Source organism: Streptomyces sp. NBC_01171, from assembly GCF_045039805.1.
GTDB lineage: Bacteria > Actinomycetota > Actinomycetes > Streptomycetales > Streptomycetaceae > Streptomyces.
Window position 1 is genome coordinate 4,213,991 of the sequence record NZ_CP108609.1, and the last position, 12,959, is coordinate 4,226,949.

Annotated in this window: 13 protein-coding genes and 1 tRNA gene; 6 read left to right on the top strand and 8 right to left on the bottom strand. The window is 73.0% G+C overall.

What is annotated here, in order from left to right; genetic code table 11:
- Nucleotides 1–32: 32 nt before the first annotated feature.
- The 4 genes from OG448_RS19450 to OG448_RS19465 all read left to right on the top strand — a co-directional run bounded on the left by OG448_RS19450 (nt 33) and on the right by OG448_RS19465 (nt 3,820).
- On the top strand, nt 33–1,325 hold the full coding sequence (locus OG448_RS19450; protein ID WP_405555461.1) for a peptidoglycan-binding protein: 1,293 nt from the start codon (nt 33–35) through the stop codon (nt 1,323–1,325).
- Nucleotides 1,326–1,412: 87 nt separating this feature from the next.
- A complete protein-coding gene (locus OG448_RS19455) occupies nt 1,413–2,546 on the top strand; it encodes an SPFH domain-containing protein (RefSeq protein WP_405555462.1) in 1,134 nt (377 codons plus the stop codon).
- 133 nt (nt 2,547–2,679) lie between these two features.
- Nucleotides 2,680–3,294 carry a lytic polysaccharide monooxygenase gene (locus OG448_RS19460; protein WP_405555463.1) on the top strand — a complete coding sequence of 205 codons (615 nt, stop codon included), beginning with the start codon at nt 2,680–2,682 and terminating at the stop codon, nt 3,292–3,294.
- Nucleotides 3,295–3,382: 88 nt separating this feature from the next.
- The gene (locus OG448_RS19465) at nt 3,383–3,820 is read left to right on the top strand and encodes a DUF3592 domain-containing protein (RefSeq protein ID WP_405555464.1); all 438 of its coding nucleotides are present in this window, start codon (nt 3,383–3,385) and stop codon (nt 3,818–3,820) included.
- 47 nt (nt 3,821–3,867) lie between these two features.
- On the opposite strand, the gene OG448_RS19470 is transcribed toward OG448_RS19465, so the two are convergent.
- The 7 genes from OG448_RS19470 to OG448_RS19500 form a co-directional block, all read right to left on the bottom strand.
- A tRNA-Lys gene (locus tag OG448_RS19470) sits at nt 3,868–3,941 on the bottom strand.
- A gap of 97 nt (nt 3,942–4,038) precedes the next feature.
- Nucleotides 4,039–4,797: an IclR family transcriptional regulator C-terminal domain-containing protein gene (locus OG448_RS19475; RefSeq protein WP_405555466.1), complete on the bottom strand. Its 759-nt coding sequence runs from the start codon at nt 4,795–4,797 to the stop codon at nt 4,039–4,041.
- 118 nt (nt 4,798–4,915) lie between these two features.
- Complete coding sequence (ehuA, locus tag OG448_RS19480) at nt 4,916–5,689, bottom strand: ectoine/hydroxyectoine ABC transporter ATP-binding protein EhuA (protein ID WP_405555468.1); 774 nt, start codon at nt 5,687–5,689, stop codon at nt 4,916–4,918.
- Nucleotides 5,679–6,329 (bottom strand): ectoine/hydroxyectoine ABC transporter permease subunit EhuD, encoded by a 651-nt coding sequence (ehuD, locus tag OG448_RS19485; RefSeq protein WP_405555470.1) that lies wholly within the window; start codon nt 6,327–6,329, stop codon nt 5,679–5,681. The genes ehuA and ehuD overlap by 11 nt, the downstream gene beginning before the upstream one ends.
- Complete coding sequence (gene ehuC, locus OG448_RS19490; protein WP_405555472.1) at nt 6,326–6,970, bottom strand: ectoine/hydroxyectoine ABC transporter permease subunit EhuC; 645 nt, start codon at nt 6,968–6,970, stop codon at nt 6,326–6,328. Before ehuC ends, ehuD begins: the two co-directional genes overlap by 4 nt.
- The gene (gene ehuB, locus OG448_RS19495) at nt 6,967–7,893 is read right to left on the bottom strand and encodes an ectoine/hydroxyectoine ABC transporter substrate-binding protein EhuB (RefSeq protein ID WP_405555483.1); all 927 of its coding nucleotides are present in this window, start codon (nt 7,891–7,893) and stop codon (nt 6,967–6,969) included. The genes ehuC and ehuB overlap by 4 nt, the downstream gene beginning before the upstream one ends.
- 64 nt (nt 7,894–7,957) lie before the next feature.
- Nucleotides 7,958–8,905: a D-2-hydroxyacid dehydrogenase gene (locus OG448_RS19500; protein WP_405555498.1), complete on the bottom strand. Its 948-nt coding sequence runs from the start codon at nt 8,903–8,905 to the stop codon at nt 7,958–7,960.
- Nucleotides 8,906–9,135: 230 nt separating this feature from the next.
- Between OG448_RS19500 and OG448_RS19505 the strand changes: the two genes are divergently transcribed.
- Together OG448_RS19505 and OG448_RS19510 are read left to right on the top strand one after the other, a co-directional pair.
- The gene (locus OG448_RS19505; protein ID WP_391292053.1) at nt 9,136–9,867 is read left to right on the top strand and encodes a decarboxylase; all 732 of its coding nucleotides are present in this window, start codon (nt 9,136–9,138) and stop codon (nt 9,865–9,867) included.
- A 94-nt stretch (nt 9,868–9,961) separates the two neighbouring features.
- Nucleotides 9,962–11,050, top strand: coding sequence for an LLM class flavin-dependent oxidoreductase (locus tag OG448_RS19510; protein ID WP_350900455.1), 1,089 nt, complete (start codon nt 9,962–9,964; stop codon nt 11,048–11,050).
- Here OG448_RS19510 and OG448_RS19515 read toward each other — a convergent pair.
- Nucleotides 11,029–12,852, bottom strand: coding sequence for a putative bifunctional diguanylate cyclase/phosphodiesterase (locus OG448_RS19515; protein ID WP_405555500.1), 1,824 nt, complete (start codon nt 12,850–12,852; stop codon nt 11,029–11,031). The two genes, OG448_RS19510 and OG448_RS19515, sit on opposite strands and share 22 nt — an antisense overlap.
- Nucleotides 12,853–12,959 lie beyond the last annotated feature (107 nt).

Genomic DNA, 12,959 nt, shown 5'->3' on the forward strand with positions numbered 1-12,959 from the left:
GACATATCCACCCCGAATGTGAGGCAGATCGCATGCCGGCTCCGGTGTTCGAGGAATTCGATCCGGTGAGCGACTGCGACTGCCTCGGCTGCGTCCGGTGGCGGCGGCTCGCCCCCCGCCCGGCGTCCGTCCGTACCGGAGGCCGCCCGGCCGCCCGGAGCGCCGTGGTCATGGCCGCCGCCGCGTCCGCCGTGCTCGGCGCCGTCCCCGCGGCCGGCGCGCTCACCCAGGCGTCGGCCCCGCACGCGGCCCCGCACCGCCCCGGCGCCCCGGCGGCGGACGAGGGCCCTGCCACCCCGCAGGGCAGCACCGCACCCCTGCACGGCCCGGCCGGCTCGCCCGCCCGGCCCCAGGCCAAGACCCCCGCCACCACCCGGACGGCGATCATCAACCGGGCCAAGCAGTGGGTCAGCGCGCAGGTGCCGTACAGCATGACCAAGTTCTGGTCGGACGGGTACCGCCAGGACTGCTCGGGCTACGTCTCCATGGCCTGGGGGCTGCTCTCCAACGAGTGGACGGGCAGCCTGGGCCAGTTCGCGGTGAAGATCACCAAGGAGGAACTCCAGCCCGGCGACATCCTGCTCTTCCACAACGCCGCCGACCCCCAGGGCAGCTCGCACGTCGTGATCTTCGGCGGCTGGACCGACTACACCCACACCGCCTACACGGCGTACGAGCAGACACCCCCGCACACCCGTCGCCAGAGCACGCCCTACCCCTACTGGAACAACACCACCAAGTACGTCCCCTACCGCTACAAGGGCGTGACCGCGGGCTCCGCGGGCGCCGAGCCGATGGCCACCCCGGTGCCCTTCCCGGGCACCAAGTACTTCGGGCCCGGCGCGAACAACAAGTACGTCACCCAGCTCGGCGAGATGCTGGTCGCCCGGGGCGGCGGCCGGTACTACTCGACGGGGCCCGGCCCGGTCTGGGGCGAGGCCGACGGGCGCGCCACCCAGGCGTTCCAGAAGGCCCAGGGCTGGACCGGCTCCGCCGCCGACGGGCTGCCCGGCCCTCGCACCTGGGAGCTGCTGGTCACCGGCGCGGGCAAGGACATCGCCGCCGGCTCGGCGGGCCCCGGCGGCGTCCCGGCCTTCCCCGGCAAGCAGTACTTCCGGGCGGGCGCGAACAACGCCCACGTCACCCAACTCGGGCGGCAACTGGTGAAGAAAGGATTCGGCAGCTTTTTCGGCACCGGACCCGGACCCCGCTGGAGCGAGGCGGACCGGCGTGCCGTCGAAGCCTTCCAACGCGCCCAGGGCTGGCGCGGCGGAGCGGCGGACGGCTGTCCGGGCCCCGAGACCTGGCGCCGCCTGTTCGGCTGAGGCGCCCGGTCACCCCCGGGCCCCGCGTCCGCGCGCGGCCCGGCATCCCCTGTCATGACGCACCCGGCGCGGAGGCTGGAGGCACCCATGAGCACGACCACACCCCACACGCACGAGCCCGAGGAACACCCGGAGAGCCTGCCGGGCGGCGCGGGGACGGCCGTCCGGCCGACCCGGCTGATCCACAACGAGGCGACCACCGAGATCCCCGTCCACCTGCTCTTCCGCGACGAAGGCGCCCCCGAGACGCGGCGCCCCGCCGTGGTGAACCGCCGGGAGGGCACCGGCGAACATCCCCGGCTCGGCCGCCCGGCGCCGGTCCGCAGACGGCCCGAACTGCGCCCCGACCCGGAGCTCCAGGAGCGTCCGGCGCGGGTGCTGCCCGGCGCGGCCGGGGTGCTGGCCGGGCTCGGCGGGGTCGCCGGCTGCCTGGCCACCACCTGGTGGGCGGGGGTGCTGCCGTCGTACGCGGGGGACGCGCTCGGACTGCCCCTGCATCCCGGTGCGGGGCTCGGTGCCGCGCAGTGGGCGGCATACGCGGGCACCGGGGCGCTGGGGCTGTTCGGGTTCGGCGGGCTGGCGCGCGGGCGCACCGGACGGGCCTGGGTGCTGGGGCTGTTCGGCCGTTACCGGGGGACCGTACGGCGGACCGGGCTGCTGTGGATCAACCCGCTGCTGCGGCGGCGCCGGGCCGATGTGCGGCTGCGGCACTGGCGCAGCGGCGCGGTGCCGGCGGCGGACGCGAACGGGGTGGCGCTGCGTGTGGTGGTGCTGGTGGTGTGGCGGGTGCGGGACACCGCACGGGCGCTGCTCGGCATCGAGGAGCACGAGACCTACCTGCGGGAATGCGTGGAGTCGGCCCTCGCGCGGGTCCCGGTGGAGCTGCCGGGCGGGGCGCGCAGCGGGGCGGACGCGGCCGGAGACGCGCTGACCCGGCTGGTCGCGGCCGACGTGGCGCCGGTCGGGGTGGAGGTGTTCTCCGTGCAGCCGGTCCGGGTGGAGTACGCGCCCGAGGTCGCCGCCGCCATGCAGCGGCGCCGGATCGCCGCGCTGGACGCCCAGCAGCGGGCCACCATGCTCAGCTCGGTGGTGGACTCCGTGGAGGACACGGTCACCCGGCTCACCACGCGTGGGCTGGTCGAGCTGGACGACTACGAGCGCAAGGCACTGGTCCGGGACCTCACGGTGGCCTTCTGCTCGGCCCGCCGGGAACCGGCCTGACGCATGCCGCCGGATGGTATGGACACGTTCAACTCCCGGCAATAATCTGGTACTTGGTCTGGACCTATCGCACCGTCACCGCACAGCCCGGCTCAGTGAACCTTCCCCCACGACGTTCCCCAGGAGCGGCAGCATGCGTACCAGGACCAGGTTGTCAGCGTTGTCCGCGGCCGTGCTCGGCATGGCCACCGCCGGCGCCTTCGTACTCTCCACCGGCGGCGCCAGCGGCCACGGCTACACAGATCTGCCGGTCAGCCGGCAGAAGCTCTGCCAGAACGGCTCCGTGGCGAACTGCGGCGACATCCAGTGGGAGCCGCAGAGCGTCGAGGGCCCCAAGGGCTTCCCCGGCGCCGGCCCCGGCGACGGCCAGCTCTGCAGCGGCGGCAACAGCCGCTTCGGCCAGCTCAACGCCCCCAGCACCCCCTCCGGCGGCGCCTGGCCCACCACCCGGGTCACCGGCGGCCAGTCGTACACCTTCCGCTGGCAGTTCACCGCCATGCACGCCACCAGCGACTTCACCTACTACGTCACCAAGCAGGGCTGGAACCAGAACCACGCCCTGGCCCGGTCCGACCTCAACCTGACCCCGTTCCTCTCGGTGCCGTACAACGGCCAGCGCCCGCCGTCCACGCTCAGCCACAGCGGCACCCTGCCCCGGGGGCTGACCGGCCACCACGTGATCCTCGCGGTGTGGAACGTGGCCGACACCGCGAACGCCTTCTACGCCTGCTCGGACGTCACATTCTGAGCTTCGCTTGAGGCCAACGGCCCTGCCCCACGGGTACGTTCACGGCACGCCGGTCCATCGGAGCGGCGTGCCGACCCAGGGGGGCCTGATGGACGCACTGCTCTACCTCGTGCCCGGAGTGATCATGGCCGGGTGTGTCTTCGGCGCGGTCCAGGTGATCCGCCGCGCCCTGCGCACCAGCCGGACGTGGGCCCACGGCCTGACCGCCGAGGGGCGCTGCCTCACCACCTACACGAAGACGAGCGGCGGCCACGACGCGGCCGTCCACAGCACGCTCCACCATGTGTACGAGTTCACCACCCGCGAGGGCCAGAGGTTCCGGTTCGACGAGGTCGGCGGCGACTCGACCGTGGTGGCGGGCGACCACGTGGTGGTGCGCTATCTGGCGGAGCGGCCGCAGTGGGCCACCGCGCTCCAGCCGGCCCGGGGGCGGCTGATCCTGGGCACCGGAGTGCTGGTCGCCTTCATGGGTGTGGTGGCCGTGGGCTGCGTGCTCTTCGCGGTCTCCGCGCACTCGGCGGTCTAGGAAAACCGCGAGGGCGGATCGGTTTCCCGACCCGCCCTCGACAGATGTGCGCCGCCAGGGACTCGAACCCCGGACCCGCTGATTAAGAGTCAGCTGCTCTAACCAACTGAGCTAGCGGCGCATGACTCCCGCCTTCCGCTTTCGCGGCCGGCGACAGAGAAAATACTACCCGGTTCCCGGGGGTGCTCCCGACCACCTCCCGCCGACCTCGCGACCACCTACAGCGCCAGGGAGAGCAGGACCGGGGCCGCGTGCCGGTTGAGGGCGTCCGCCGCCCGGCGCAGCCGGTGCGCGCGCTCCACCGGCAGCGACACGGCCAGGCAGCCGACGGAGGCCCCGGCCGTGATCGGGACGGCCGCGCAGACCGTGCCGACCGCGTACTCCTGGAGGTCCAGCACGGGGACCGTGGGCGGCTGGGACTCCAGCCGGGACAGCAGCACCCTGTCGCTGGTGATCGTCCGCGAGGTCAGCCGGGCCATCCGGTGCCGGGACAGGTGGTCGCGCCGGGCGTCGTGGTCGAGCTGGGTCAGCAGGCTCTTGCCGACCGCGGTGGCGTGCGCGGAGGAGCGGAAGTCGACCCACTCGTTGACCGCGGGGGCACTCGGCCCGGCCGCGTACTGGGTGACCCGCACCTCGCCGTCCTCGTACCGGCTGATGTAGACCGCCGCGCCGACCACGTCCCGCAGCCGGTCGAGGGTGTGCTGGAGCTTCTCGCGCAGGGCGCTGTCGTGGTCGTGGGCGGAGGTGAGGCGGCGCAGGGTGTCGCCGGTGATCCAGGCGCCGTCGGCGGTCTGCTCGACGTACCCCTCGCGGCGCAGCATGCGCAGCAGGGCGGTCAGCCGGCCGGGGTCCAGACCGGCCGCGCGGGCCAGTCCGGCCGCGTCGGCCCCGGCGGGGTGGCGGGCCACGGACTCCAGCACGCGCAGGGCGTCCTTCGCCGAGTGGTACGGGGCGGTCGGCTCGTGCATCGGCGCCACGGTCTCCCCCTGCGCTCGCTTCCTGGGCCGCGAGATCCGGTCGGCGGATCGCTTCCACGGTACCGGCCGACGGGCGGACGCGGAGGGGGCGTTGACAACCGCCTCCGCGCCCGCTCGCCTACAGCACCGCGCTGAGGAATTCCCGGGTGCGGTCCTGCTCCGGGTCGCCGAAGATCTTCTCCGGCGGTCCGGACTCCACCACCCGGCCCTGGTCGAACATCAGCACCTGGTCGGAGATGTCCCGCGCGAACCCCATCTCGTGGGTGACGCAGAGCATGGTGATGTCGGTGCCGCGGGCGATGTCGCGCAGCACGTCCAGTACGCCTGCGACCAGCTCCGGGTCGAGCGCGCTGGTCACCTCGTCCAGCAGGAGCACCCGGGGGCGCATGGCGAGCGCCCGCGCGATGGCGACCCGCTGCTGCTGGCCGCCGGAGAGCCGGGCGGGCCGCGCGTCGAGCTTGTCGGAGAGCCCGACCAGCTCCAGCAGCTCGCGCGCCCGCGCCTCCGCCTCGTCCCTGGACAGCCCGAGCACCTGGACCGGGGCCTCGGTGATGTTGCGCAGCACGGACATGTTCGGGAACAGGTTGAAGTGCTGGAAGACCATCCCGATCTTCTTGCGCACCTCCCGGACCTGCTTCTCCGGCGCCGGGAAGAGTGCCTGGCCGTCCACGGTGATGGTGCCCTCGTCCGGCCGGGTGAGGGTCATCAGCAGGCGCAGGATCGTGGTCTTGCCCGACCCGGAGGGGCCGATCAGGGTCACGTGTCTGCCCGCGTCCACGGAGAAGTCCAGGTGGTCGAGGACCGTGTTCGCGCCGAAGCGCTTGGTGACCTTCTCCAGCCGGATCAGCTCACCGGACTGGTTCTGCTTCGGCAGGGTGATGTCAGCGGACAAAGCGTCGCTCCAGTGCTCGCAGGAGAAGGGAGGCCAGGTAGGACAGGACGATGAAGGCCACGCCGATCACGGTCAGCGGCTCGGTGAACTGGAAGCTCGCCTGCGAGAACAGCCGCGCCCGGCCGAGCATCTCCAGCACGGTGATCACCATCAGCATCGGGGTGTCCTTCAGCATGGAGATCACGTAGTTGCCGAGCGCGGGAATCACCCGTCGCAGGGCCTGCGGCAGGATCACCGCGGTCCAGGTCCGCCGCCGGGGCAGGCTCAGCGCGGTCGCCGCCTCCCACTGGCCCACCGGCACGGCCTCGATCCCGGCCCGGTAGACCTGCATGGTGTACGTCGAGTAGTGCAGCCCGATGGCGAAGACACCGGTGGTCAGCGCCGAGAAGGTCACACCCCACTCGGGCAGCACGTAGAACAGGAAGAACAACTGCACCAGCAGCGGGGTGTCGCGCACGAACTCGGTGACCACACCGACCGGCCAGCGCACCCAGCGCGAGGGCACCCGCATCAGGAGCGCCCACACCAGCCCCAGCGAGAACGACAGCAGCGAGCCGAGCGCCACCACCTGGAGCGTGACCAGCAGACCGTGCCAGAAGTACGGCATGAAGTCGCTCACGGCGTTCCAGTCCCACCTCACGCGGCACCACCCTTCAGCCGCTTCTCCAGCGACCGCATCAGCCGGGTCAGCCCGAACGCGATCCCGAAGTAGATGAGCAGGACGTACGTGTAGATCTCCGCGCTCTGCTGGAGGGCGAGCCGCACCAGGTTGGCGCTGAAGGCGAGGTCGCCCATGCCCATCACCGACACCAGCGCGGTGCCCTTGAGCAGCTCGATCAGCAGGTTGGAGAACGGCGGGACCATCTCCGGCACCGCCTGCGGCAGCAGGATCAGCCGCATCCGCTGCCAGGGGGTGAAGCCGAGCGCGATCCCGCCCTCGCGCTGCGCGGGGTCGACCGCGTTCAGGGCGCCGCGCACGATCTCCGACCCGTACGCGCCGTACGTCAGGCCGAGCGCCAGGGTGCCCGCCCACAGCGGGACCAACTGCCAGCCGAAGGCGATGGGCAGCACGAAGAACACCCAGAAGATCATCACCAGCGCCGAGGTGCCGCGGAACACCTCGGTGTACAGACCCGCGAGGAAGCGCACGAGCCGGCGCCGGTCGGTGCGGGCGATGCCCACGGCGAAGGACACCGCCGAGGCCAGCAGCGCGCTCAGTACGAGGAGCTGGACGGTCGTCCAGACGCCCCGCAGGACGAGTTCCCACAGTCCCGAGGTCATCCGCCGCACAGCTCCTTCGCGGTGAGGTCCGTCATCTCGGCCGCGGTGAACCCGAACGGCCGGAGAATGCGCAGCAGTTCACCGGTGCGCTTCAGCTCGCGCAGCTCGGTGTCGAAGGCGTCCCGCAGCCGGGTCTCGACGGGCCGGAACGCGAACGCGCCGCCGTCGACGTGCGGTTCGCCCCCGACCAGCGGCGCGAACGGCTCGGTGGACTCCGCCTTCCGGGACTTCTTGACCACCTCGCGGGTGGTGAGCGCCGTACCGGCGAACACGTCGACCCGTCCGGCCTCCACGGCGTTCAGCCCGGCGACCTGGTCGGGCACGATGAGGATGTCGCTCTCCCGGTAGCCCGCCTCGACCGCGTACTGGATCTCGGCGTACCCCGCGCCGGTGGCGAACCGCGCCTTCTTCTGCACCACGTCCCGGTAGGAGCGCAGGCCCTTGGGGTTGCCCTTGCGGACGATGAAGGCGTCCTTCATCTGGTAGTCCGGGTCGGCGAAGATCACCTGGCGGCAGCGCTCGGCGTTGACGTACATCCCGGCGGCCACCACGTCGAACTGCTGGGAGTTCAGGCCGGGTATGAGCGAGCCGAACTCGGTCGGCACCGGTTGCACCCGCTCCACCCCGAGCCGCTTGAAGATCACCCTGGCGAGTTCCGGCGCCTCCCCGGTGAGCCTGCCGTCCCGGTCGATGAACCCGAAGGGCACCTCACCGGCGATTCCCAGCCGCACGACACCCTGCGCGCGCAGCCGGTCCAGCAGGTCGCCGCCCTTCTCGCCGGACGCGGCCGCCACCCGCGTACACCCCGTCGCGCCCAGCGCCCCCACCCCGCCCAGTGCCAGCGCGCCCAGCAGCACCGCCCGTCTCTCCCGCAGGCGCACCGGCCGGATTCTTTCCGTGTCCTTGCCAAGTCGAGAAGCCATGGCGGCGCCGCTACCCAGGCCCGCACGGGACATGCGCGCCGATTACGCGCCGCGCAGCGGGAGTTCAGTGGCCCGGTACGTAACCGCGCTTCTTGTCCACCACGTTGACCAGCTCTCTTCCGGCCGCCCAGCGTTCGTACAGGTCCACGAACTGCGCGCCCAGTTCGTCCCGCCAGCCGACCGTGTCACCGCTCATGTGCGGGGAGACGAGCAGGCCGGGCAGGTCCCACAACGTGCTGTCCGCGGGCAGGGGTTCGGTGGTGAAGACGTCCAGCGCCGCGCCCGCGATCCAGCGTCTGCGCAGTGCCTCGGCGAGGGCGGGCTCGTCCACCAGCTCGCCCCGGCCCACATTGACGAAGACGGCCGAGGGCTGCATCACCCCGAAGCGGTGCGCGTCGAACATGCCGCGCGTCCGGTCGGTGAGCGGGGCGGCGGCGATCACCCAGTCCGCGCGGGCGATCAGCCGGTCCAGGTCGGCCGGTCCGTGCACGCCGGTGCCGGGCAGTCGGCCCACCAGCGCGGGCCTCACCCCGAGCGCCTTCAGGGTGGCGGCGATCGCCCGGCCGATCGGCCCGGAGCCGACCACGCAGGCGCGGGTGCCCGCCACCCGGCGCGTCTCCCGGTGTCGCCAGACGCGGTCCCGCTGGAACTCCACCGTGCGCGGGAGGTCCTTGGCGGCCGCCAGCACCAGCGCGGCCACGTACTCGGCCATCGGCTGGTCGAAGACACCGCGCGCGTTGGTCACCACCGTGTCGGAGGCGGCCAGTTCGGGGCACATCAGATGGTCCACGCCCGCGCTCGCCGTGTGCACCCAGGCCGGGCGCGGCCCCTCGCCGGGCCACGCGTCGCGCACCGCCCGCGACCGGAAGTCCCACACCAGCAGCACGTCCGCCTCCGGCAGCAGCGCGGCCAGGCCCTCGTCGTCGGTGTGCAGCACCCTGGCCCGCCCGGTGAGCCGGCCGAGCCTCGGCGGCGGATCGGCGTCCAGCACCAGCAGGGTGGGGACGGTCATCGGCCTGCCACCTCCCGTCTCCCGCGCGGTCGCCCCACGCTGGCACGGGGGCCCGGCGCCGTCAACGGGCCGCGCCCCGAGGGGGACGATCCGGCTTCGGCTGGGTACCCGAACCGAAAGCGGGGGTGCCCGTACCGCCGTGCGGGCCACACGGGGCGCCCTCGCGGGAAGCGGGGGAAGTCGCAGGGGAGATCCCTGAACAGACCGTGGACGAAGACAGAAAGGCCGACATGACAGCGATCGGATTCCTCTGCCCGGGCCATCGCGGCGAGGACGACTACCCGCGCGTCGAGCAACTGCTCGCCGGCGCGGTCCGGCTGGACCTGGTGCACACCGGCACCGGCGAGGACGCCCACGCGGCGGACCCGCTGCACGGCGCGGACTTCGCCGGACGGCTCACGGCGGCCATGGAGGGGCTGCGGCTGACCGGCGCCGAGGCGGTGGTGTGGACGAGCCCGGCGGGCGGGTTCGCGCACGGCTGGAAGGGCGCGCACGCCGAGGCGACGGAACTGGCCCGGCAGGCCGGACTTCCCGCCTCCTCCACCTCGCTGGGCTTCGTGCACGCCGCCCAGGCACTCGGCGTCCGCAAGGTCGCCGTCGCACACGCCTACCCGCCGAAGACCGCCGCGCTGTTCCGGGCGTTCCTGGCCGACGGCGGGCTGGAGGTGACCGGCACCGACGAGGTCGACGCCCTCACCGCCGAGCGGGCCGCCGACGGCGACGAGGCGGAACTGCTGGCCCTGGCACGGGCCGCCGACACCCCGGACGCCGAGGCGGTGCTGCTGCCCGACACCGCGCTACGCACCGCCGCCCACCTGTCCGCGCTGGAGGCCGCGCTCGGCAAGCCGGTGCTCACGGCGTCCCAGGTGTCGGTCTGGGAGGGGCTGCGGCTGGCCGACCGCCGGCTGCACACCGACACCCTCGGCACCCTCTTCACCCGCGAACCCGTCGTCCAGCTCTGACGACCGGCTCCGACCAGGCCGGGGGAATAAGCGGGGACTGCCTCCTGTTACGGCACGACAGGACAGAGCACGCCGTAAACAGGAGGCATCCACCGTGCCGGCAGACGAGATCCGGGGTGCCGTGCACGGCACCGCCCCCGTCCCCCTCTCCGTACTCGACCTGGTCACCGTGGGAGCCGGGAGCACCGCGAGCGACGCGCTGCGCACCAGCGTGGAGCTGGCCCGGTTCACCGAGGCGCGCGGCTTCCACCGTTACTGGGTCGCCGAGCACCACTCGATGCCGGGCGTCGCCTCCTCCTCGCCCGCCGTCATCCTGGCCAACCTCGCCGCCCACACCGACCGCATCCGGCTCGGCTCGGGCGGCGTCATGCTGCCCAACCACGCCCCGCTGGTCATCGCCGAGCAGTTCGGCACCCTGGAGGCCATGGCACCGGGCCGGATCGACCTGGGCCTCGGCCGGGCGCCGGGCACGGACGGGGCGACGGCGGCCGCGCTGCGCCGCTCCGACACCCTGAACGAGGGCGCCGACGACTTCCCGCAGCAGCTCGCCGAGCTGACCCGGTTCCTCGACGACGACTTCCCCGACGGGCACCCCTACGCCCGTATCCACGCCATCCCCGGCCCGGTGCAGGGCAGCACCCCCGGCGGCGTGCAGTCGGCGCACCGGCCGGTGATCTGGCTGCTCGGCTCCTCCGGCTTCAGCGCCCAACTGGCCGGAATGCTGGGCCTGCCCTTCGCCTTCGCGCACCACTTCTCCGCGCAGAACACCATCCCGGCGCTCGACCTGTACCGGGAGACGTTCCGCCCCTCCGAGGTGCTGGCCGAGCCGTACGCCCTCATCGGTGTCTCCGCGCTCGCCACCGACGACGAGGCCGAGGCGGGCCGCCAGGTCCGCGCGACCGCGCTCAACATGCTCCGGCTGCGCATGGGCCGTCCCGGCCTCTTCCCCGACCCCGAGGACGCCGCCCGGCACGAATTCAGCCCGATGGAGGAGGAGTTCGCGGCCTCCTTCACCCGCAACATCGTGCACGGCACCGCCGACGAGGTCCGCGCGGGCCTGGACGACCTGCAGAAGCGCACCGGCGCCGACGAGCTGATGCTCACCAGCCACGCCCACCGCGGCGAGCTGCGGCTGCGCTCCTACGAGCTGATCGCCGACGCCTACGGCCTGCCCGCCGCGTAGCTCTGCACCCCGAGCAGCTCCGTGATCCGGTCCGGCGGCACCGGGCGGGAGTAGAGCCAGCCCTGCCCGGTGTCGCAGCCGATCCGGCGCAGCCGGGTGGCCTGCGCGGAGGTCTCCACGCACTCGGCGGTGACGGTCAGGCCGAGCCGGTGGGCGAGCTGGATCATCGCCTCCACGATCACCTCGTCCGCCGGATTGGCGGTGGCCGCCCCCGCCCCGGCCGGGCCCGGGTCACCGCCCTCGTACTGGAAGCCGCGCACGAAGGACCCGTCGAGCTTCAGCACCGAGACCGGCAGCCTGCTGAGGTAGGCCAGGTTCGAGTAGCCGGTGCCGAAGTCGTCGATGGCGATGCGCACGCCCATGTCGCTGAGGGCCTGGAGCGCCTGGATCGGGCGGCCCCCGGAGCCCATCACGGCCGACTCGGTCAGCTCCAACTGGAGCAGATGCGGGGCGAGCCCGGTCTCGGTGAGCGTGCTCGCCACGTCCGCGACCAGGTCGGAGTCCCACACCTGGCGCACGGCCACGTTCACGCTGACGAAGATGGGCGGCTCGTCCGGCTGGGCGAGCTGCCACTGCCGGGCCTGGCGGCAGGCGGTGACCAGCGCCCAGCGGCCGAGCTGCACGATCGAGCCGTCCTCCTCGGCCAGTTGGATGAACCGATTCGGCGTCAGCATCCCGAACTGCGGGTGGTTCCAGCGCACCAGCGCCTCCACCCCGCTCAGCCGCCCGTCCTCCATGCCGACCAGCGGCTGGTACTCCAGCGCGAACTCCCCGCGCTCGATGGCCGGGCGGAGCGTGGAGGAGAGGGCCTGACGGGTGACGCGGTGCGCGTTGCGCTCGGGGTCGAAGAGGGTCCAGCGGGCCTTGCCGTCGGCCTTCGCCCAGTACAGCGTGGTGTCGGCGGCCTGCATCAGACCGGTCGCCGTCGTCCCGGCCGTGTGCCGCTCGACCACCCCGATGGACGCGGTCAGCGACAGCCGCCGGCCGGCCAGGTCGAAGGGCTCCTCCAGCGCCCGCAGCGCCGAGGCGGCGAGGTCCGAGAGCTGTTCGGTGCCGGTGGAGTCCTCCACGAGCAGCGCGAACTCGTCGCCGCCGAGCCGGGCCACCAGCGGGGCACCGGCCCGCGCGCCCTCGGTCTCCTCGGCCACATGGGTCAGCCGCTTGGCCACGGCCTCCAGCAGCCGGTCGCCGACGCGGTGTCCCAGGGTGTCGTTGACCGCCTTGAACCCGTCGAGGTCCAGACAGCACAGGCCGATCCGCCCGGTTCCGGTCCCGTCCTCCGGCTCCGCCTCCAGCGCGGCCGACAGCCGCTCGAAGAACAGGGTGCGGTTGGGCAGCCGGGTCACCGGGTCGTGCATCCGCAAATGCCGCAGCCGGTCCTGGAGTTCACGGCGGGCGCTGATGTCGGAGACGGACAGCAGGGCGCCCGGCGTGCCCTCGGTCAGCGGGGTGACGGTGATCCGCACCCATACGGGGTCGCCGTCCGGCTGTTTGAGGTGCCGGGTGCAGCGCAGCCGGTCCCGGCGTCCGGCGAGCACCTCGCGGTAGGCGTGCCGGGTGTGCGGGTCGGGGGCCAGGTCCACGAGGTCGGCGGCCGGACGGCCCGCCAGCGCCTCGGCGGTCGTGCCCAGCAACGCTCCCAGGGCGGTGTTGGCGTGCGCGACCAGCCCGTCGGGGGTCACCACGGCCATGGGGAGCGGGGCCGTCGTGAAGACCCGGTGGTAGGTCATGTGGTCACCGTCGGTCACGGCTGACCGGTCGAGGTCTGCCGCGGGCGTCGGCCCTTCGGACGTTCCGCTCACCGCTCGCTCCCGCAGTGCACTCGATCCCTGTCCGTGCCGGAAAGTGTGCCGATCATAGAGGCTGGTCCCGGCCCCTTCCAGCCGGTCTTCAGTCTCCACGACCGACC